This is a genomic window from Chitinophaga arvensicola, assembly GCF_900110835.1.
GTDB lineage: Bacteria > Bacteroidota > Bacteroidia > Chitinophagales > Chitinophagaceae > Chitinophaga > Chitinophaga arvensicola.
The window spans coordinates 726,998-748,551 of the sequence record NZ_FOJG01000001.1 but is presented as its reverse complement, the minus strand read 5'-3'; the positions used below and the strand labels follow the sequence as shown (position 1 = coordinate 748,551).

Sequence of the window (21,554 nt, the reverse complement as noted above, 5' to 3'; positions counted from 1 at the left end):
AAAGGAATAACAACTACATTTGTACACGAGCCGGAAATTAAATTTCCACATATTCACAGCCCTAATAGTAGTGGGCTTTTTCTTTTAAATATTTAAATAAGTATATAGCTATGATTATGGAAATCGCTGACGCGAAAAAAAATTTGCAACACAACGGATTTTTGGATATATCAGTCGATCCCTCTTTGGATTTGTTTGCAGCGATAGAAAATTTGAAAAAGAAAAAAAATGCTATCGTCCTGGCACACTACTACCAGGAACCAGATATCCAGGATATTGCCGATTACATCGGAGATAGTTTGGGGCTCAGCCAACAGGCCGCTAAAACTGATGCGGACATGATTGTTTTTGCCGGAGTTCATTTTATGGCAGAAACCGCAAAAATTCTTAGTCCGCAGAAGAAAGTACTGTTACCTGACCTGAAGGCTGGCTGTTCCTTGGCCGACAGTGCCCCTCCGGAGCTGTTTAAGAAGTTCCGTGACCGGTACCCGGACCACATTGTCATTTCGTACATTAACTGCTCTGCGGGTATCAAGGCGCTCAGCGATATCATTTGTACGAGCTCCAATGCCGAGAAAATCATCGAAAGCGTTCCTCACAACCAGCCCATCATATTTGCACCGGACCGGAATTTAGGGGCATATCTGATCAAAAAAACGGGTAGAGACATGGTTTTATGGAATGGTGCCTGCATGGTTCATGAGATTTTCTCCCTGGAAAAGATCACGAAACTAAAGATCCGTCACCCGAAAGCCAAAGTGATAGCGCATCCGGAGTGCGAACCAGCTGTTCTGGCTATTGCAGATTATATCGGATCTACTACAGGTTTACTGAAGTTTAGCCAGAAAGACGATGCTCAGGAATATATCGTTGTTACTGAAACTGGTATTCTTCATCAGATGCAGAAAGAAAATCCGGGTAAGACATTCATTCCGGCTCCGCCGAATAATGCCTGCGCTTGTAATGATTGTCCACACATGAAATTGAATACGCTTGAGAAACTGTACCTGTGTATGGAATACGAACAGCCGGAAATTTTAATGGAAGAAAGTCTGAGAATAGCCGCTAAAAAGCCAATTGAGAGGATGTTAGCAATCAGCGCACAGGCTGGGCTTTAATATAACTATCTGATTTTCAAATTTATTTAAATTTACTTTTTTACATATAACAAATGAACCCACTACGGAAGGCCGTGAGAATTCGATATTCTCACGGCCTTCGTATTTAGGGACGAATCGATTAATTCTCAGCGTGTTATGAAGGCTATGAGAATCCTATATCCGTAATAAAACTGAATAACTCTCCGTAAAATCGCAAATATCGTGATCGTTGAAAATAGTTTAAGATGTTAAAAACGGTTTAAAATTGTTTTTGAAGGCCCTGAGAATTTGAAAAATAAAAATGCCGTTGGGTTGGTGAGGGATTTCGTTGAATATCAAATTCTCAGCGTGCTGATGTTGGGCTGAGAATCCTATATTTTACTTTTTTCTTCACTGCTGCCCGATTTTTTCCTTTATGAGAGTGTAAGGATCTTTTTTTTAAAGCGTCTGAGAATTAGTTATATTTTTTAACCACGGCCGACCCCAATGAGCTACTTTTTATGAGATTCTCAGCGCCTTTATTTTCACATGTTATCTTGCTTTTTATTGGCTATTGGACAGCCCGATTCGCAGCTTTCACTGGTCTCCATTTTGTCCTTTTTACCCGTCCGGCAAGGCTCTTATCGGCAAGCAAATTGATTTTTTAGGAGTGCTCTGAGAATTAAATATTTTCCTTTTCACTGGGGTTACCCCAGTGTTTCGCATTCTGTTTCACTGTCAAGCCGCTTGTAGTTTACTGAGAATTGAGTATGCTTTGGGGTGTACCGGAATGACTTTATTTGATTCGATTCTCAGCGCATTGCTAGTGCGCTGAGAATCGAATATGCTATTTTCATTATGATTTCATCCTTTGTTCTCAAATTTTATCACATTCTCAGCCCTGTGCCAATGGCCTGAGAATGCAATATTTTTTGCCTTATCCGGGAATTTCCAGAAGCGGTAATTTGGAAGCATTGTGGAGACATATCAAGACCGCTGAGAATTAAATATTTTGAGTAGATATGAGCTCTGATAGAGCTGGTTAAGCTGCGTAAGATTCTCAAGCGACTTATAGTGCACTGAGAATCGGATTTTTATGGGGTTTCTTGTGTGGTTTTCACGATAAGCTATTTGAGCTAATTCTCAAAGCCTGGCGAGACGTCTGAGAATAAGATTTTTTGAGTAAGCTTTATTTTTTCAATTTCTGATAAATCAATTAGATTCTCAGCTCCTTTGGTAGGGAATGAGAGCTTAAAATTTTCTATAAGTAGATAGGTATATCAGTAGAAGGAATTCTTACGTGATTGGGAATGAGCTGAGGTTGTGATATTTTTTTTGATGATGGACTTATGGCGGGAGGATGTATTTTCTTTAAACCTGGAAGCATTTTTTGGAAACGAATAGGAGAAAAGAGGCGGGGATCAGCAATAGCGATCAGGAATTTTCTCTTCGCTAGATTTTTAAAGATGAATTTTCCATCGAATGTGGAAAAAGCAGCCATGGGTCGTAAAAAATTAAAAATTTTCTTGTGAATTGTGAATAAGTGAAGGTTGAAATTTTAAAAAAATTTTTTTGAAAAAATAAGCAGGGAAAAAATAAGGAAATATGTGAATAAATACTGGAAATCGACGGATTTCCGCCAAAAAATTTCTTTTTTTCTTGAATTTTGGGGATAAAATGAGGTTCTTAATATGTAAAAAAAGTAGAGGAAACTAAATTTCCTCTACCCAAATATGATCTGCTTCTGTTTTTCTGAGTGATAAATTGTACCCAGCCACCATAATTGATATGGGATCTCCCAGAGGCGCAATTTTTTCAATTTTAACTGTTTCACCTGGTACGCAGCCCATTTCCATCAGTTTAATATGAAGATCATCTTTCGCAAATTCTATAATTACTGCACTTTTTCCTGTTGTCAGCGACGATAATTTAATAATGCCTTTTTTCATTTCCTGCTTATTAATCTTGTTTAAACTTTGTACCGGCAAAATGGGGAAAGTATACCAATGAATGATAGGCAAAGTTACCCCTGTAGAGCCAATATGCAAAAAGAAAGGTCTGCTCAATCGAAAATTTCACTTTACTTTTACATCCACAAAATTTTTTGGTATAGATGGCTATTCAATTTACATCGCACGAAGTGAAGGATTATTTGAAGGAGAAACGGAAACTGAAATCATTTCTGGCGGATCTTTTTGCAACTGAGGGGCAAGGACTACAGAGTTTGCATTATGTTTTTTGTTCTGATGCCTATTTATTGGAGATTAATAAGCAGTTTTTACAACACGATACTTATACAGATATTGTGACTTTTGAAATGGGAGAGGATCCTTCCATTACTGAGGGGGAGATTTATGTCAGCATAGAGAGAGTTCTGGAGAACGCTGAAAAATTTAAGGTACCTGTGAACCAGGAGTTACACCGGGTCATTTTTCATGGAGCACTACATTTGTGCGGTTTCAAGGATAAAAGCAAGAAAGAAGAGGTTTTAATGAGAAATAAGGAGGATGAGTATCTGAAAAAGTATTTTGGGGAGTTATAGTCTACTTTACTGTATCTAATAATTTTTTGAAATGTTCCACGTGGAACATTTCTGCTTTTGGGTGGTTTTGTTGAAAATTTGAAGGCGAGGATGATTAGCATTTCTATTTTATCCAGGCTAGTTCTTCTGACAGGAGCTGAGATTAGTTTAACTCTATCTTTATAAATTGTGTCACTGTTGTTTGAGAATGGGGTATTCGCGGTTTCTCAGTTTTCTATATTATTGAAACGAGCGAGCCTGATAGTAAGGTGAAAGGAATGTATTACCATATGCTAAAGCAGGTAAGTTTGTTGATGCTACCCTCACCGTAGAAGTTTGCTTCTAAATAAGCGATATTAAGTGGAGATTAAATTGTTTGTGTACGAAGATCAACAGACATTTGCACACTTTTAGTATCACAGACACTCCTATCTTATAGAATCAATTTGCGATTTATTGAATGCCTGGGAAGTGGCTGCAATTTTATAGATAAGTTTTTAAATCAAATAATTCCGCGTATCACGTAATAAACTCTTCTCAGGAGTTAGTAGCTTCCAGGTATTTTTATGTTTTAATTTGTTAACTAGGTTGTAACAATTTTAAGGGACACAGAATAGATTATTTCGTCTTCATTTTATTCATGATTAACGAATCTGCCTTCTCTAATAAATTCAAACATGTTGGTGGTTGAAATAACCGAGAGTATTTTTATCTCAAAGTGTTCCACGTGGAACATAAGATGAAAGGCAGGGAGTACTATATAAATGTTTCACGTGGAACATTTTGAATGCTTTGGGGACCTATTTTTTTCAAAAGATGGATTACGGTCAGGCATCCCCTTGGAGGTCCTGATTGTAAATCAAAGATATAAAGTGATTTGTGGCTGACCTTTAATTTTGCCAATGCCGTTAACCACAATGCACAGATATCCTTTAGATACCAAAGATATGTGATTGGTGGAGTATCAATTACAACGTCACCTTCACAGGGCGAGACCAGGTTCTGAAAGAACGTAATTAGCAACTAATCGAAAGCCTTACACGTAAAGAACGGGCATAAGTAATATTAACAGACCGCAATTTCGCCATTAACGGTCGCAATATCTTCTTTTATGGATGGCATTGTTAATCATTTACAAGGAGAAGCCTGCTACCATCAAAATTCACCATTATACTGTTTTATATTGTTTGGATTCGAGTACCGTTTTTTAAAGAAGATGAAAAATAGCAGCCCATTTTGCTTAGGAGGCTTAGTGCAGGAATTGTATACTCGGCGGAGATAGATTTAAATGACGAATCAGGATTAGAACCCCTAGAGTAATTATTGTCTTTTAGGTCACCATGTTCTGATGAGTCGATTCATGGTGAGTATTCAATTAAAGAGGATGGTGGGATACTTATTGCTGTACAGGCTCCTTTCATCCATCATCATGATTCACTAGCGATGATTTCTATTAATAGTATTACAATTTGGGTACTGAGGCCATAAAGATTGGACGTTAGTATTTTTTTGGACGTTATGAGAATTATCTGAACTCGATTATATCTGAAATGATTCAGGTGGTAACATATGCTAAAGACAAAGAGAATAATTGAAAATAGTATTTCTAAAAGCAATCGTTCATTAGGTCGACATATAGTATCAAGAGAGACCTTGTTCAACTCTTAACGTGAAGCTGCGGGTGAAGCTTTTCTAAAGAGAACTAAGTAGCAAGCAGGTAGTGAATTATCGTCATCAAAGTTTAGTAAATGCTGTTAGAAAGGTATCATAGCTTTGTATAGGAGGGAGAGAAGCTGAGGTTGTTTCTTATGGTTTTAACGGCATCATTTCAAAAGACCAATTATTAATAAGGTGACTTATCTGGAGGGCCCTTTTATTTAGAGGAAGATGTTCTGGATGTTACCGGGAATATATTTGTGATTAAACCTTCAGCGGGGCCGGTCATAAAAGGGAAAGAAGTTTTGCTGGAGAATGGGTTTAGCAGAATTTAGTATTTGTAGGATAAGGGCGATAATAGGCAGGCTGTTTATGAAAGTTTGTTTGATTAGTTAGAATTGTAGTAGACTATTTGATACTTGAAAAGGATTCATCTGTAAGGGAAGCATTCCGATATAGCAGGAGGTGACCTCATTGACTGTGTGTCGAAATGGAATCACCTAACACATGGAAGAGGACATTTCTCTGCAAAAAGAAGCGACTTTAAAGCCGCCCTAAAGAGGTCTTATTGTATTTGAAAGTGGAATAGATCGAGATATTATATTGGAAGGCAGACCACAATCATTTTCATTGGTGGGGAAGTTAACGCCCGAATACCTACTGCCCAGCATTAGAATAAATCATATTCAAATGTTCCACGTGGAACATTTGACTTTATCAATACATTCTCCCTTCTTCTACGTAATTTTGCACTTTCTAAAGTTATTATGTTTCCATCATACGATATCATTGTTGTGGGTGCAGGACACGCTGGTTGTGAAGCCGCTGCCGCTGCTGCCAATATGGGGTCCAAGGTTTTATTGGTAACCATGAATATGCAAACCATTGCTCAAATGAGCTGTAACCCAGCTATGGGTGGTATTGCGAAAGGACAAATTGTAAGAGAAATAGATGCACTGGGAGGATATTCCGGAATAGTGACAGATCAATCCATGATTCAATTCCGGATGCTGAACCGTTCCAAAGGGCCTGCAATGTGGAGCCCCAGAACTCAAAATGACCGGATGCTTTTTGCCGCCAAATGGCGGGAGGCATTAGAGAAAACGCCCAACGTAGACTTTTACCAGGATATGGTAAAAGGACTTCTTGTAAAGGATGGACGTTGCCATGGTGTGATTACAGGACTTGGCCATGAAATACAAGCAAAAGCAGTAGTACTTACCAATGGTACCTTCCTGAATGGCGTTATTCATATCGGGGATAAACAGTTTGGCGGAGGCAGGGTGGCAGAAAAGGCAGCTACTGGAATCACAGAACAACTGGTATCTCTGGGCTTCGAAAGTGATCGTCTTAAAACAGGTACACCACCTCGTATTGACGGTAGAAGCCTCGATTATTCCAAAATGGAAGAACAGAAAGGTGATGAGGAAATTGTTGGTTTTTCTTACCTGGATGTAGAAAAAATTAAACCAGCTCAGCAAAGAAGTTGCTGGATCACTTATACCAGCGACGCTGTACATGAAATGTTGCGTACAGGGTTCGACAGGTCTCCGATGTTCCAGGGACGTATCCAGGGAACAGGTCCCCGTTATTGCCCCAGCATTGAAGATAAAATAAACAGATTCGCAGAAAGGGAACGTCACCAGTTATTTGTGGAACCGGAAGGTTGGGATACCGTTGAAATCTATGTAAATGGATTTTCTACCTCTCTGCCGGAAGATGTACAAATGAAAGCACTTCGATTGGTTCCTGGATTTGAAAATTGCAGGATGTTCCGTCCGGGATATGCCATTGAGTACGATTTCTTCCCGCCAACGCAATTGCAGTTTTCTCTTGAAACCAAGCATGTACAAAACCTTTTCTTTGCCGGCCAGATAAATGGCACCACCGGTTATGAAGAGGCTGCCTGCCAGGGTATCATGGCTGGTATTAATGCCCATCTGAAAGCACGGGAAGAGGCTCCCTTTGTGCTGAAAAGAAGTGAGGCGTATATTGGTGTACTGATAGATGATCTGATCAATAAAGGCACTGAGGAGCCTTATCGTATGTTTACTTCCAGGGCAGAGTTCCGAACCCTGTTACGCCAGGATAATGCTGATCTCCGGTTAACAGAGAGAAGTTATAAAATGGGATTAGCTTCCGAGGAAAGAATGCAGAAAGTGCAGGAAAAGAGACAAGGTGTTGAGCAGATCAAAAAGATATTAAAAGAGTTGTCTGTTGAACCGGAAGAAATTAGCGGTTTACTGGCGGAAAAATCTTCCGCTCCGTTAACACAAAAACAGAAGGCTCACCAGATTTTACTGCGTCCCGGATTAGACATTTTTTCAATGAAGGACCAGGTAGAAAAAATAGGAAATGCACTTTCCGGATTTAGTAAAGACATCCTGGAGCAGGCGGAAATTCAGATCAAGTACGATGTGTATATAGAAAAAGAAAATGAACTGGTGCAGAAAATGAGTCAGTTGGAAGACCTGGTAATACCATCGAATTTCGATTATGCGAAACTCGTTTCTTTATCAAATGAAGCCAGACAGAAATTTAATAAAATCCGTCCACATACTTTAGGACAGGCAAGTCGAATAAGTGGTGTAAATCCAAGTGATGTACAAATCCTGATGGTATATATGGGTAGATAGCCGTCTGAAATTATTTTTTTAAGCGGGGGAATTGTTCTTACAATTTTCCCGCTTTTTTATTTCCCGAAGGGCAAATCAGGTAAAAAAGGTGAAAATGGCGAAAAATCGACCTTCAGAAAGCGGGTAAAATTTGAATATTTCGATATAGTCGGATGTATATATTCAAAAAGAGGGTGAGGTGAATAAAACGGCTTAAAATGCGTTTTTCGACAATGGAACTTTATTTTTGTGATGCAGGCAACCTTTTCTGTTTTTCTACCGTATCTAACTTCAACGCAGATTTTTTTCGTCATTTCCGATGACGATTTATTGAAAGGAAAAATAACGCACTTCATATAAAAGCAGGCAAGAATCTTTTTGTGTATGAGCTGAACAATATTAATGAACTGATTGCCGGTTGCTGCAGAAAAGAACGCAGCAGTCAGGAAGCGCTATATCGCAACTTTTTCAGTTATGGATTAAGCATTTGTTTACGATACGCACAAAACAGAGATGAGGCAGTTGAAATTATGAATGACGGATTCCTTAAAATATTTCAACACATTGAAACCTTCGACACTACCAGATCATTTAAAACATGGCTGGCAAAAATTATGGTGAACACCGCCATTGATTTTTTAAGAGGGAAGAAAAAGCTGGTGTTTACAGACGACATCAGCCAGGTAGCTGAGCCTGGAACAGATGAGAAAATAATTGATAAGCTATCCTATGATGAATTGTTAAAGCATGTGCAGGCTTTGCCTCCGGCTTACAGAACTGTTTTTAACCTGTATGTTATGGAAGGTTTCCAACATCAGGAAATCGCAGGAATGTTGCGCATCTCAGAAGGAACTTCCAAATCAAATTTATTCAAAGCAAAAAAAATACTGAAAGAAAGAATTATTAAAGCCTCCATGAGCATCACTGATGGAATAGATATAAATATGCCCTTATACAAAGATGAGTGAAGATTTTGAAAATAGCATCCGTAACAAGCTGAATGAAGCTGATATTCCTTTTGACCAGGACGCCTGGTCAAAGATGGAATCATTGCTGGATGCCGGCGATAATAAAAAACGTCCGGCAGGCTGGTGGTGGTGGCTGTTTTTAGTGCCGGTACTGGGTGGACTCGGTTGGTGGATCCTGCAACCGGCATCCCAGGAAAAGGCAGTTCCACGTGAAACTATTTCTAATCAGGCAACCACACAGGAACAAAATGATACAAAGCATTCCACCATTTCTGCTACTCAGAAAGCAGGAGAAAATCAGCAAAAGTCAGCAGAGAGAAATACGGATCAGCAGCCTTTAAATCATCAGCCGGAGGGGAAAACGACAGCAATCCCCGGGCAAATTTCTGAGGCAAATAGTGATCATCAGCCGGAGGCGAAAAATGGCGCAACAAGCGATCAGCAAACGTTTTCAACAAGTGTTGGTCATCAGCCGGAGGCGAAAACAGGGACAACAAGCGATCAGCAAACGACTTCAACAAATGTTGGTCATCAGCCGGAGGCGAAAACAAAAAATACAATTCCTCCAATATCAATAAAGCAACCCAACGAAAGTACAACAGCGGAGAATAATAACAACACAATACCCAATCAGAAAACAGGGATAAATTCCGATAGTCCCGCTATTTCGAACTATACCGCAATTGATTTACTTCCGACAAAAAAAGTAAATAACGTATATGGATATACGAAAATAAAGCATCCTGCTGAAATACCTTTAAATAAAGAGATTGAGTCAGATACCGGGAGAAAAGTTGTCAGGAGAAAAATTAATTCCAAAGGCCTTTATTTCGGCGTTACACTGGGTCCTGATCTGAACGTTGCGCCCTCTTTTAATTATGGTAATGTAGGGTTTAACGCTGGTGTGTTGGCCCATTATTACTTTAATCAACATTGGTTTGTAACAACAGGTGTGGTATACAGTAAAAAATTGTATGGCGCCACGAATAAAGATTACAATAATCCAAACAGTCCCACTTCCTACGACCTCCTGAAAGTAAATGCAAATTGTGATGTATTGGATATTCCGATCAATGCCAACTATACATTCCTCCAGGTAAATAATAATACCCTCAGCGCCACGCTGGGGCTTTCAAATTATATTATGCTGAAAGAAAAATATCAGTACATCTACAAGTATTCTCCTGAATGGGAAAAAACGGTGGAAAACCAAAATCAGCATTATCTGGCGATCCTGAATGTAGGTGCATTGTACCAGCATCCTGCAGGTAAGCGGCTCATCATTGGGGTGCAGCCGTATGCTAAAATTCCACTGCATGGGGTGGGATTGGGACAGGTAAAGCTTTATTCTGCAGGGTTATCCATACAACTGAACCTGGTCGGAAAAAAACGCAAATAGCACCAGCAATCTCTGTAAACAATCATTCTACTGCTTTGTTATCTTTTTATATGATGCCGGCCGCTTTATGTGGCACGGCATTTTCAGCGTTTTTACACACTAAATGAACTGATTATGAGTACCAAGAAAAATAAAACAGATCAGGACAATCAAAAACCGGTGAAGAAAGAAGAGGAGTTTCCAGGATACCCGGAATATCCTGCCAGTGAGGATATTATGAGTAAAAATAACAGGGATAAGGAGGTTGATCTGGATATCAACGAAGTAACCGGATCCTTCCGCAGAAACAGTGAGTTACCACCCGAGAAAAAACAACGTGCAGAGAAAAGCGATGAACAGGAAGAAACCTGGCGCCAGGATAAAGTTGGCGACGATCTGGATATTCCCGGCGCGGAACTGGATGATGAGGAAGAAGCCATCGGAGAAGAAGATGAGGAAAATAATATTTACAGTATTGGTGGCGACAGACACGAAGATCTGGAAGAAGACAATGGCGAATTTCTCGATTTCGACGAAGACAGAAATTAAGTACTTATAACAGTGGCGTAAGAAGCCGACAGACAGCGTCCATAAACCGTTTTAAGACATTACGTTTGTTCCAGCGGGTTTCCTGTACAGGAACTGAGTAGAGCAGATCTTCTTCAAAGATCCTGTTTAATTTAGTCGCTACCTCATTATCATAGACCAGTGCGCCGATCTCACAATTCAGGTAGAAACTACGGTTGTCGAAATTAACGGAACTCACCCATGCCAGGTTATCATCGATAACCATTGTTTTTGCATGGATAAAACCACGGGTGTAGAAAAATATTTTTACGCCCGCAGCCAGTAAGGGTTTCAGATAAGAAAGCGCCGCATGTTGCACGATGTAAGAATCGCCTTTTAGTGGCAGTATGAGTTGAACATCTTTACCCGCCAACGCTGCCATTTGTAGTGCTGTCAGCAATTCTTCTGTGGGAATAAAATAGGGATTGGAGATTCTGATTCTTCTTTTAGCAATATTGATGGCCATCAGGATACTCTGCATGGCAACCGGCCATTCTGAATCCGGGCCGCTGGCTACAATGTCTGTGAAGCAGGTGCCTGTTAAGCCGGAACGTCCGAAAAATGGTTCTGCAAAAGGAAATACTTCTTTACTGCAATAACGGTAACTCATCAGAAACTGCAACTGCAGAATATTAACGGCGTCACCTTCCATTTTCAGATGCGTATCCCGCCAGAAGGTAGTATGCTTGCCGTTGTTGATATAGCGTTCATCAAGATTAATACCACCTACAAATCCTACTTTACCATCGACAACAATAATTTTACGGTGATTCCGGTAGTTGGCATTCAGATAGAAATCCACCAGTACCGGTGAGAATGGGTAAACGCTGGCGCCATGAGCCTTCAGACGTTTGGGAATATCGCCGATGCGGTCACTCCCCATATCATCATAAAGAAAACGTACCTGCACGCCCTGTTTCAATTTCTCTATCAGTATTTCTGTTACTTTATTACCTACATCATCGGCCGAAATCATGTAATATTCGATGTGGATATGATGCTTTGCTGCCTGCAGGGCGCTGTAAACAGCAGGAAATTTTTCCTCTCCATTGATAAGTAATTGTACACTGTTGTTTTTACTCAGGATAGACTGCCGTGTATTCAACAACATCGCGGACAGTTCCTGCTTGTTGCCGGACTGTTTGCGCAGTTCTATCTGCATTTGTTCAATTTGGGGTCGTTGCGATTCCCAGTATTGCGAAAACAACACCTCATCTTTACTTCCCTTTAAAGTGAACCGTCTTTTTTTCCGCAGATCCCTTCCCAGGTAGTAGTATACAATTAAGCCAACAACCGGAATAAATACCAGCACGAGGATGTAACCAATAGCTTTTACCGGGTTCCGGTTTTCCAGGAGAATAGTAGCAATGAGACCAATGAAGATCAGCATCAGCAAAACAGTACTACCTATTTTAACATAAATATGCCATTCAGAGCCTGTAAGATAACCGATAAGCGTTTTCACCAGCAGGAGTTATTTAAGCGGTAAACAAGATATATTATTAACGCGTTTCTGCTAAAATGGTTACAGAACGCTGTTTGATCAGCATTGGCCAATGTATGGCCAATCCGATAATAACATTCAAAATGGAGAATGCAGTCATCAGCTGGTTTTCTCCGGAGAAACCACCCAGGAATAGCCATACCAGAAAATACACGTGGAACCATAAAGGAACCACCCAGGCAGCAAACGGGAAGTAATGACGAACCGGCGCTCTTTTTCTGAGAAAGCCAATTATCACTAATGATGACAGTATTATCAGCAGTGCCAGCAGCCTTTGCATACTACTGATGCCGAAGGACTGTTTCAGCAGGTCGGCCAGCGGAAACAGGGAGATCCAGAGTGCAGCCTGAGATAGCAGTATCGCCAATATGGGCACAGCTACTTTCCAGATCGGTGTTTTTTCCAGCAACCGTCCAAAAAGGGAATAGAAAAATACGACCAGCAACCAGCCATAGAAATTTGCATAGGGCACACCAAACCATTGACCGGTGAGTGTTTCTCCGGGATATCCTCTGCCCACCCAATCCCAGTGCCACATGTGCAGGCGATAGGCGACTACATCCATACTAACATCGATATTGAGTGCCAGCAGGCTATCCAGGCCTGCTGCGGCCCAAACCGGCAGTCCAAAATTATCGGTGAACAGACGGGATGTGTAAATGATAACACCCCAGCCGCAACCAATACAGAAGGGGATATTGTGAGGAGCCTTGCCCAGCATCAGCCAGAACTGACCATACACGTAACCACTGTTGCTGGCTACATTTACATATTCCAGCAACAGACCGAAACACAAGGCGCCCAGCAGCCAGGCAATATGCCCGGTTCCTTTTTTTATTGCATGCCATCCACAGATGAACAGCAGGGCATACATACAAATTTCTGTCAGAGGAAAACAATATCCCGGTGCATTACCATAAGGCATATTGGCAAAAGGAAGCATATCCCTGTAGTTTGAGTTGTTGAAGATAATGAATCAGGCGCGATTTCATTTTTGTGAAAAATAAAAGTCCTGCCTCCATTACCAACGGAAGCAGGACAATACTATTGTTTGTAACCGTTATTCGGCCGTTATTTCGAGGATATTGCTGCTGAGGGAGCGGCGGCCTGCTACCAGTTGAAGGCCTTCCTTCATCAGGAAATCGCCGCTGTAAACTTTATCGAAATGATAGGAGCTATGTGTATCCGGAAACAGGTTGATCTCCTTTATCCGATAGTTTTTTTGAGGATCCAGTCCTTGTAATTTTACCGGTGTAAATACATCGTTTTTGGAGATGTTCATCAGGTAACTGAAAATAACTGTTTTCTGCTGATCATCACTCGTATACTGGAATACAGCTCTGTTCTCCTTATAGGGAGAAATGAGACGATAAAGATTGCCATGCCATACGATATCACTGATACGCTTATACGTAGTTACGGCATCCTGGCTGAATTGCAACTCTTTATCGGTAAAGTCGTCCACTTTTATATCATAGCCGAGTTTACCCATCATAGCCACATCTGTGCGGAATTTCAGCGATTGATGTCCCCAGTTGGTGACGTGTGCGGCGATGGTGTTAGCCGGGAAGAAATGCGAGTAGCCGTATTGGATATAGATCCTGTCAAGTCCATCGGTATTATCGCTGGGCCAGAATTCTGTGAAATACTTTAATGCACCATAATCTGTACGGCCGCCACCACCGGAGCATAGCATGATCGGCAGGTGTGGATATTTTGCCCTCACGCGGTCAAGCACTTTATATAAACTGCGGGTGTATTCGATGAACAGGTGTGATTGTTTTTCTTTCAGATAGGGCGACCAGGTGTTAGTGAGCATCCGGTTACAATCCCATTTGATATAGGCAATACCTGGATTTTCTGACATGGTTTTGTCTACTACACCATATACAAAGTCCTGTACAGCGGGATTGGTAAGGTCCAGCACCATCTGTTGACGGAAATAGTTTTCGGCCCGGTTGGGCAGGCGCAGCACCCAATCAGGATGCTTCGTATATAGTTCACTTTTGGGATTAACCATTTCCGGTTCCAGCCAGATACCGAATTTCACGCCCTGTTTTTCCGCTTCTGTTACCAGGTAGCCCAGCCCATGAGGGAGTTTGGAGGTATTGTGTTCCCAGTCGCCCAATCCGGCATTGTCTGCATTCCGGGGGAATTTATTGGCAAACCAGCCGTCGTCCAGCAGGAAGAGGTCGACGCCCAGTTTTTTGGCGCCGCCAAAGAGACTGGTGAGTTTTTGTTCGTTGAAGTCCATGCCGGTGGCTTCCCAGTTATTGAGCAGGGTGAGGCGGGGAGCGTGTCCATCGAGAATGCCATAGTCGAGGGCCCAACGGTGAAAGCTACGACTGGCAGCGCCTTTTCCTTTGGCCGATAACGTGAAAATAAATGCTGGTGTGGTGAATACTTCGTTCGGCTTCAGCGTGTAGTCGCTGGCGTAAGGATTGATACCTGCATTGATGTGCAGAGAATTATGCTCATCTACTTCAAAACCAAATTTAAAGTTCCCGGTCCAGGCCAGCGTACCTGCCAGCACCTCGCCACTTTCTTCTTCTGCAGGATGATCAAGGGAGAGCAGGAACAGGGGGGATTGCAGCATGTTGGCTCTAACCCCCAGTTTGCTGTCAAGGATCTTCATCCCGGCAGTGAGGTATTGTTCCGGCATATCCACTTCTTTGGCCCAGTCGCCATGAAATTGCGTTAACCAGTATTTATCTGCTTTAAGATGGAGCATGGAAGAGGCGTAAGCCGTTAACAGCACAGGCTTTTTTTCACTATGGCTTATCTCTGTCCAGGCTTTGATAATATCTTCTTTATAGTAGGCTTCGAAATGCAGTATAACGGTGACAGGATACGCCGGATCTTTCATCGTCACAGTGGTAACAGTAATATCGTCGCTGTTTTTTGAGGAAGTGTGGGTATCATATTTCAATTCCAGGGAAGGATTACCATCGTTATGAACCATACGGATGGCAGGATCCAGCAGACTTTCCATACCAGCAGTAACATAGGCTTCCTGTTTGCCATTGGCCAGGGCGTCTGCCTGCTGGGGTTGCAGCTGTTGCCCGAAGTATTGCTGTACCAATCTGCCTTCCCGGTTGATGCCATATACAAGGCTGATATTGCGCGTGGCGATGCGGATGGTTTTATCTTGTCCGGATGCCCAATGAGTCAACAGAATAAGGCTGACACAGAGTATTTTTTTCATGCTAAACATTTACTAGGTGGAATAAGTGTACAAAGTACAAATAAAAAGAAAGGGTGTATAGGCTTATTTTCTTAAAAAGCGATTCTTTTTTACCCTGTGCAGAAGCGAACATTTTTTGTTCAGTTTCGGACAGAAAAGGGGAGAGATGATATTGATTACTATAGACTTATAATGCGGCATTTTTTTCGTGAGAGACAAATTCACTATTCATCCTGATTTATGATAAAGAATTATTTTCTGATCGCCTGGAGGAACATCGTGAAGAACCGTTTTTTTGCTGTGGTAAATATTCTGGGATTAGCTATCGGTATTACATTCGTATTGCTGATAGGAATCTATGCCTGGGGCGAATTCCAGGTAAATCATTTTGTAAAGAATAGTGATCGTATTTTTCTGTTGAAAAGCAAATGGGCGAATCCTGAATCGGGTGTTGAATTTACAACGTTCGGATCCCTTACTAAAGCATTACAGGATAATTATCCTGCTTTGATAGAGAAAGCATATGCGCATGATGCGATTACAACCGTGGTATCGGTTGGAGATAAGTATTTCCGGGAAGGCATACACCCTGGAGACTCGACCTTCTTTGAGGTGTTTAATTTTCCGGTGGTATACGGAGATCCGCGCACCGCGATGGATAAAGCGAATGCGGTGGTAATTACGGAAAAGAAGGCCCGCTTGTATTTTGGTAAAACAGATGTGGTAGGCAGGTTGCTGAAGATAAAATCTTTTGACGGCAGAAATGATGACTTCGAAGTGACTGCTGTCATAAAGGATTTGCCGTTTAATACCATCACCAACTATTCCAAACCGGGTAATGAAATATTTCTTGCGCCAGCCAGCATTCGTTACTTTGGCAGGCAGGCCGGCTTTACAGCTGGCAGTCACCCTATATAGTGGGATACGTGTTGCTGAAGCCCGGTGTTACTGCGGCACAGCTGAAGGTGCCGTTGAAAACGTTGCTGAAAGAAAATACTTCTCCCGATGTTCAGCGTTCCCTGGAAGTGGTGCCGATGGCGTTAAAAAACGCATACCTGACGATGTATAAAGGGATAGCAGGAAAAATGATCGTTGTTTTTTCTTTGATTGCCTTGTTTATCCTGCTGATGGCAATTATTAATTTTGTGAATATTTCTATTGGAAACTCATTAACGAGACTAAAGGAAATAGGCGTACGAAAAGCGATGGGAGGGAGGCGGCGGCAGTTGATCTTCCAGTTTATTACGGAATCGATACTGGTGGCTGCTTTTTCATTCCTGTTGGCATTGGGATTATTTTTCCTGTTAAGGCCCTACTTCAGCCTGATGATTGGAAAGGAAATAGCGGGTTTATCTTCCCTGCCAACCTGGTTTGCGGTATTACCGGTATTGGTAATAGGCACAACAGGATTGCTGGCGGGTATATATCCTGCATTTGTATTGTCGGCCCAGCCATCTGTAACTGCGTTGAAAGGAAAGCTGCGTAACATAAAAGAGAAATTATTATTCCGTCGTTCATTGGTGACGGTGCAATTCGTAACAGCTATCGTTGTATTTGTAGCGGCAATAGTGATAGACAAACAGGTGAGTTATTTTTTTAACTCTGACCTGGGTTTTACCAAAGATAAAGTTGTAACAGTACCCGTACCGAGGGATTGGACACCTGCGGGCGTTGCTCATATGAAGCTTATGCGCGATGAATTCCGGGCGATGCCGGAAGTAAAAGAAGCGGCTTTTGCCTATGAAATTATGGATGGTGCCAATAGTGGATCTGCCATGATATACCGGCCGGAAAATGATTCCAGTACGGCCATTGCTGCTGCTAGACTTAGCACAGATGAGTACTTTCTGAAAACCTATAATATTAAACTGAATGCAGGTGCCTTTTATGAAGGAAATGCCGGCGATTCGGCAAAGATCGTGATCAACGAAGCAGCGGTAAAGGCCCTGGGATGGAAGAGCGCCGCAGCAGCGATAAATCAGCCACTGCGCTTGTACAATTTTAACCAGGTGCTTTATGTGAGCGGTGTTACAAGAGATTTTCATTTCGGGTCACTGCATGATGCCATTACGCCCGTTTACTTTCAGCCGGTGGAGGCCCAGAACATTTACCGCTTTATATCCTTCCAGTTGCGCCCGGGTAATACTACCGCACAGATGGCCGCTTTACAACGCAAGTGGCAGACTGTTTTCCCGGACACGCCTTTCGATTTCAGATTTCTGGATGATAGCCTGGCACAGTTGTATGAAACCGAAACGCAGATGCAGAGAGCTGCGAAGGCGGCTACAGTGGTAGCATTAATGATCGTATTATTGGGAGTGTTGGGTATTGTTACCCTGAGTATCACAAAAAGAGGTAAGGAAATGGGAATAAGGAAAGTACTCGGCGCATCAGGGTTAAATATCACGCTTCTTTTTATAAAAGAATTCTCAGGCATTATCATTGTCTCCAACCTGATAGCCTGGCCGTTATCCTGGTACCTGTTACAGCATTGGCTGATGGATTATGCCTATAGCATTCACATGGGTGCATTTCCTTTTGTAGGAGTAGGAGTGTTGATGACAGTACTTGTGGCAGCTGTTATTATTGTAATGACGCGGCGTTTGGCCGCAACAGATCCGGTAAGGAGTTTAAGAACGGAATAAAAGTTATTTTAGCAGTACCTTAAATTGTTGCTGAAATGACTACCCAGATAATCATTGTGTTGATCCTTACTATGTTTATTAACGGGATGACTACGTTATCTTATGCTGTCAGGATAATAGGGGTAAGGACGGGGAGAATTGCCATTACTTTTTCTCTTTTCAACATATTGGTTTTATTATCACGTACCGCCAATACGTTGCAGGCGCCGCTGCTGGCGAAAACAGTGGAGCAGCATCTGAAGCAGGGTGTGTTTTCCAATGAGCTCATCTTCCGGTATATTATTGCTTCCTGTACAGCAGGGGCTATTGGAGGTGTACTACTGATTCCTACTTTTCAACGTTTATTATTAAAGGCAGTTGTACATTTCAGCATTTACAGATCTGTTCCCCGATTGTTTTATCTTGGCTTTTCCGGCGCGGGCATGCAGTTTCTGAAGGAGAATATACGAATGCCCACGAAGCAACAGTTACTGGCACTACCTGCAAGAAACAATTTCCCCTGGCGCATTTTTTTTTATAATGTAGTAGCTACTGCTATTATTACCATTGCGGTATTATCGTGTGTATATGCAGCGTATCTGAACCCGGAGTACAGAACTACGGCGAGTAATCTGTCGGGCGTTATAAACGGAGTAGCAACAGTGCTGATGGCATTGTTTATTGATCCCCATTTATCGGTGCTTACGGACGATGTGGTATTGGGCAAATTATCGGAAGCAGATTTCAGGAAGTTCATCTCCCATATGATACTGGCGAGAATCGTGGGTACTTTACTGGCACAGGTGCTTTTTTTACCGGGCGCTCATCTGATTGCATTTCTGGCGGAAAAAGTATAATGCTATTTACATTTGATTAACAGACGAACGCGTTTTTTTTTGGTTTTTTGGAGATGAATTTTTATCCTAGAAAATTGTTTGTTGTTGTTGGTAACCCGCATTCAGGCAAAACAAGAACCATACAACACCTGTTTCAGAGAAAACAGTTTTATGCTTTTAAACAGCCTATAAAACTGGATGCAGGATGGCTTGAAAAGTTTATAGTTATTAACGCTCCGCCGCCATATGCGGTAACGGAAGATCATCTGCAGCGTATAAAATCTGTTATACAATATCACCATGCTGCGGATACTTCTTTCCTGCTGAACCTGTCACTGATCTTTGACAGCAGTATGCTGGATGTAAAGAAAATCTTCACGTATTTTAATCAATCTGCGTTTGAAATTTATTATCTTGTATTAACCTCCAGCTGGCTTGATAAGAAAATAATATGCCCTGCAATGCTAACGCAGTTGGAACTCCAGGTAAAAAACGGCAGCATCCACATGTTTGACCGGTTAATTACCCAATCGGAGCTTCGCTTTAGAGAACGGGTGGAGGAAGTAAAAGAGTTCATCCGGAAAATCCTGGATGGAAGATCTGAAACAACGCTATAAAATTTTCACGTACGCACACTTATCGGTTGTAAGAAAGGAAGAAGACGCAATCACTCATTTTAAGTATTAAAGTTGATCCATGCCGGCTGGTTATAATTGGCCGGCAGAATAATGTCCTGTATTCGGTAATTGAATTTCACGTATCGATACCTATAGCCTGACTAATCTAATCTGTAGCTAATGCAACCCATTGTCAAGAAAATTCTGAAGAAAACGGCTTTGCCCGTGTACCTGCAATTGCGGGGTTTTTATTATCGGGGGACTAACGTGAGTTGTCCCTGTTGTGAACAATCTTTTTCCCGGTTTCTCCCGATAGGAGTGGACCAGCGTCCCGGGATGTGTCCACGTTGTCGTTCCAATGAAAGGGATCGGGCTTTATGGCTGTATATGCAGCGCACACCGGACTTTATCAGGGCTGGAAAAAGGCTGCTGCATATTGGTCCGGAGGCCATTTTTTACAGGTATTTCAAGGAGTTGAAAGGCCTTGATTACGTGCCTGCTGATAAGTTTGCCCCCTCTTTTGAGCGTACCTACCCGGGAGATACTATTTACCTGGACATTGTGCATATGCCGGAGATGGCCGACGATAGCTTTGATGTTATCCTTTGTTCACATGTACTTGAGTATATTAAGGAAGACAGGAAGGCCATCAGTGAGTTATTCCGCGTATTGAAGCCAGGAGGCATTGCGTTGATCCAGGTACCTATTAAGCCTGGGCTGAAGGTAACGCATGAAGACGATAGCATTACCAGTCCGGAACAGCGGGCGCTCGTTTACGGAGATCCCGGGCATATCCGATATTACGGGGAAGACTATGCCCGGAAGCTGATAGAAGCCGGTTTTGAAACTATTTTTATTCCTTTTAGAAAGTTGTTTTCAGCGAAGGATATCCAGGAATATGGATTAGTGGGAACAGATGATTTTCAGCTGGTGAGGAAAAGAAGTTGATGAACGGGAGAGACCTGATAAACAGGTGCCGGTAAATAATGACGGGATTGAATGCCGTATTATTTACCGGCACTTATGGGCAAAAAAAAAGACCACTTTTCAGTGATCTTTTTTCTGTGGTGTGAGCCGGGATCGAACCGGCGACACAAGGATTTTCAGTCCTTTGCTCTACCAACTGAGCTACCGCACCATCCTTTTTTTATGCCCTCTCTCGTGAGGGGATTGCAAAAGTAATACAATCTTTTGAATTGCAAAATTTTTTCTAAAAAAATTTATAAAATTACTTTTTCGTTCAGGATACCGCTCCACAGTTCATGCCGCCAATGCAGCGACAGACGGGCATATTCGGCGGCTTCCTGCCATTTATTTTTATCGTCGCCACATAACTCATTTACCATTTGCATGGCCAGTTGACTATGATGATCACCGTCTACTTCGATATGTCTTTCGAGGTAATAAATAAAAGTGTCGAGCTTGCCCGGGAATTTTTGGTCCAGGTCTTTAACCAGTGCAAGGAACATGTCAGGGATGAGATCTTCCCGGCCAAAAGTAAATACCGCTGCCATAATGTGCGCCTTTCCGGTAGCAATTACTTCAAAAGTAAAACCGAGAAAGCCCTTTACAGCCTCAGGAAGCGGAGATTTGCCCAGGATGCTTTGAATAGACTGTCCGGCTTTTATATCGGCGATAATAGCCTCTATTGGGCCGGAATCAGCCCCTGCCTGTTGCATGGCCCGCTCATAAAGTTCAAAATGACTGCAACGGTTCCCTTCTTTATCCACATCGCTTTCTTCTCCAGTAACAATTTCATTGATCAGATAGCGGGTGGCGGCGCTGCCTACGGGCACCCAGGGTACATTTACGCAGGTAAGTTGTTGCTGTAATCCCTTCAGCAAAGACATGAAATCCCATACGGCATATACATGGTATTGCATAAAGGTGCGTACATCTTCCAGCGTTTGCAGTTCGGCGTATAGGGGATGCGTTACTACTTTCTCCCTGTTGGAGGCAATGGTTTCCTGTATTTGTTTGATACTCATCGGGTATTATTTGGCCT

Annotated in this window: 16 protein-coding genes and 1 tRNA gene; 11 read left to right on the top strand and 6 right to left on the bottom strand. The window is 42.0% G+C overall.

Annotated elements, in window-relative coordinates:
- Positions 1-110 precede the first annotated feature (110 nt).
- Entirely contained in the window at positions 111-1,118 is a 1,008-nt protein-coding gene (nadA, locus tag BMW79_RS03250) for a quinolinate synthase NadA (RefSeq protein ID WP_245752364.1), read from the top strand.
- A gap of 1,673 nt (positions 1,119-2,791) precedes the next feature.
- On the opposite strand, the gene BMW79_RS03240 is transcribed toward nadA, so the two are convergent.
- On the bottom strand, positions 2,792-3,145 hold the full coding sequence (locus BMW79_RS03240) for a FeoA family protein (RefSeq protein WP_245752363.1): 354 nt from the start codon (positions 3,143-3,145) through the stop codon (positions 2,792-2,794).
- A 47-nt stretch (positions 3,146-3,192) separates the two neighbouring features.
- On the opposite strand from BMW79_RS03240, the gene ybeY reads away from it, so the two are divergent.
- From ybeY to BMW79_RS03215, 5 genes are all read left to right on the top strand, one after another.
- Positions 3,193-3,621 (top strand): rRNA maturation RNase YbeY, encoded by a 429-nt coding sequence (gene ybeY, locus BMW79_RS03235; protein WP_089890483.1) that lies wholly within the window; start codon positions 3,193-3,195, stop codon positions 3,619-3,621.
- Positions 3,622-6,023: 2,402 nt separating this feature from the next.
- Complete coding sequence (gene mnmG / locus BMW79_RS03230) at positions 6,024-7,892, top strand: tRNA uridine-5-carboxymethylaminomethyl(34) synthesis enzyme MnmG (RefSeq protein WP_089890479.1); 1,869 nt, start codon at positions 6,024-6,026, stop codon at positions 7,890-7,892.
- A 359-nt stretch (positions 7,893-8,251) separates the two neighbouring features.
- Positions 8,252-8,839: an RNA polymerase sigma factor gene (locus BMW79_RS03225; protein ID WP_218150274.1), complete on the top strand. Its 588-nt coding sequence runs from the start codon at positions 8,252-8,254 to the stop codon at positions 8,837-8,839.
- Positions 8,832-10,238, top strand: a complete 1,407-nt coding sequence (locus BMW79_RS03220; RefSeq protein WP_089890476.1) for an outer membrane beta-barrel protein — start codon at positions 8,832-8,834, stop codon at positions 10,236-10,238. The genes BMW79_RS03225 and BMW79_RS03220 overlap by 8 nt, the downstream gene beginning before the upstream one ends.
- A gap of 114 nt (positions 10,239-10,352) precedes the next feature.
- Positions 10,353-10,766, top strand: a complete 414-nt coding sequence (locus BMW79_RS03215) for a hypothetical protein (protein WP_089890473.1) — start codon at positions 10,353-10,355, stop codon at positions 10,764-10,766.
- Positions 10,767-10,770: 4 nt separating this feature from the next.
- On the opposite strand, the gene cls is transcribed toward BMW79_RS03215, so the two are convergent.
- From cls to BMW79_RS03200, 3 genes are all read right to left on the bottom strand, one after another.
- Entirely contained in the window at positions 10,771-12,249 is a 1,479-nt protein-coding gene (gene cls, locus BMW79_RS03210; RefSeq protein WP_089890470.1) for a cardiolipin synthase, read from the bottom strand.
- Positions 12,250-12,286: 37 nt separating this feature from the next.
- Positions 12,287-13,231 carry a carotenoid biosynthesis protein gene (locus BMW79_RS03205; protein ID WP_089890467.1) on the bottom strand — a complete coding sequence of 315 codons (945 nt, stop codon included), beginning with the start codon at positions 13,229-13,231 and terminating at the stop codon, positions 12,287-12,289.
- Positions 13,232-13,348: 117 nt separating this feature from the next.
- A complete protein-coding gene (locus BMW79_RS03200) occupies positions 13,349-15,493 on the bottom strand; it encodes an alpha-galactosidase (protein ID WP_089890464.1) in 2,145 nt (714 codons plus the stop codon).
- Positions 15,494-15,712: 219 nt separating this feature from the next.
- On the opposite strand from BMW79_RS03200, the gene BMW79_RS03195 reads away from it, so the two are divergent.
- The 5 genes from BMW79_RS03195 to BMW79_RS03175 all read left to right on the top strand — a co-directional run bounded on the left by BMW79_RS03195 (position 15,713) and on the right by BMW79_RS03175 (position 20,497).
- Positions 15,713-16,390, top strand: coding sequence for an ABC transporter permease (locus tag BMW79_RS03195; RefSeq protein ID WP_089890462.1), 678 nt, complete (start codon positions 15,713-15,715; stop codon positions 16,388-16,390).
- An 8-nt stretch (positions 16,391-16,398) separates the two neighbouring features.
- On the top strand, positions 16,399-18,117 hold the full coding sequence (locus BMW79_RS03190; protein WP_143059055.1) for an FtsX-like permease family protein: 1,719 nt from the start codon (positions 16,399-16,401) through the stop codon (positions 18,115-18,117).
- Between the two features lie 35 nt (positions 18,118-18,152).
- Positions 18,153-18,953, top strand: a complete 801-nt coding sequence (locus BMW79_RS03185) for a lipid II flippase Amj family protein (RefSeq protein WP_089890455.1) — start codon at positions 18,153-18,155, stop codon at positions 18,951-18,953.
- 74 nt (positions 18,954-19,027) lie between these two features.
- Entirely contained in the window at positions 19,028-19,549 is a 522-nt protein-coding gene (locus BMW79_RS03180; RefSeq protein WP_143059054.1) for a hypothetical protein, read from the top strand.
- Between the two features lie 180 nt (positions 19,550-19,729).
- Positions 19,730-20,497: a class I SAM-dependent methyltransferase gene (locus tag BMW79_RS03175; RefSeq protein WP_089890451.1), complete on the top strand. Its 768-nt coding sequence runs from the start codon at positions 19,730-19,732 to the stop codon at positions 20,495-20,497.
- Positions 20,498-20,614: 117 nt separating this feature from the next.
- Here the strand turns inward: BMW79_RS03175 and BMW79_RS03170 are convergent.
- Together BMW79_RS03170 and BMW79_RS03165 are read right to left on the bottom strand one after the other, a co-directional pair.
- Positions 20,615-20,687, bottom strand: a tRNA-Phe gene (locus tag BMW79_RS03170).
- Positions 20,688-20,769: 82 nt separating this feature from the next.
- Positions 20,770-21,537 carry a DUF3050 domain-containing protein gene (locus BMW79_RS03165; protein WP_089890448.1) on the bottom strand — a complete coding sequence of 256 codons (768 nt, stop codon included), beginning with the start codon at positions 21,535-21,537 and terminating at the stop codon, positions 20,770-20,772.
- Positions 21,538-21,554 lie beyond the last annotated feature (17 nt).

Bases quoted from the DNA above. Each gene is read 5' to 3' on its own strand.
- nadA (WP_245752364.1), top strand. From the start codon at position 111: ATGATTATGGAAATCGCTGACGCGAAAAAAAATTTGCAACACAACGGA.
- ybeY (WP_089890483.1), top strand. From the start codon at position 3,193: ATGGCTATTCAATTTACATCGCACGAAGTGAAGGATTATTTGAAGGAG.
- mnmG (WP_089890479.1), top strand. From the start codon at position 6,024: ATGTTTCCATCATACGATATCATTGTTGTGGGTGCAGGACACGCTGGT.
- BMW79_RS03220 (WP_089890476.1), top strand. From the start codon at position 8,832: ATGAGTGAAGATTTTGAAAATAGCATCCGTAACAAGCTGAATGAAGCT.
- BMW79_RS03215 (WP_089890473.1), top strand. From the start codon at position 10,353: ATGAGTACCAAGAAAAATAAAACAGATCAGGACAATCAAAAACCGGTG.
- BMW79_RS03205 (WP_089890467.1), bottom strand. From the start codon at position 13,231: ATGCTTCCTTTTGCCAATATGCCTTATGGTAATGCACCGGGATATTGT.
- BMW79_RS03200 (WP_089890464.1), bottom strand. From the start codon at position 15,493: ATGAAAAAAATACTCTGTGTCAGCCTTATTCTGTTGACTCATTGGGCA.
- BMW79_RS03195 (WP_089890462.1), top strand. From the start codon at position 15,713: ATGATAAAGAATTATTTTCTGATCGCCTGGAGGAACATCGTGAAGAAC.
- BMW79_RS03185 (WP_089890455.1), top strand. From the start codon at position 18,153: ATGACTACCCAGATAATCATTGTGTTGATCCTTACTATGTTTATTAAC.
- BMW79_RS03175 (WP_089890451.1), top strand. From the start codon at position 19,730: ATGCAACCCATTGTCAAGAAAATTCTGAAGAAAACGGCTTTGCCCGTG.
- BMW79_RS03165 (WP_089890448.1), bottom strand. From the start codon at position 21,537: ATGAGTATCAAACAAATACAGGAAACCATTGCCTCCAACAGGGAGAAA.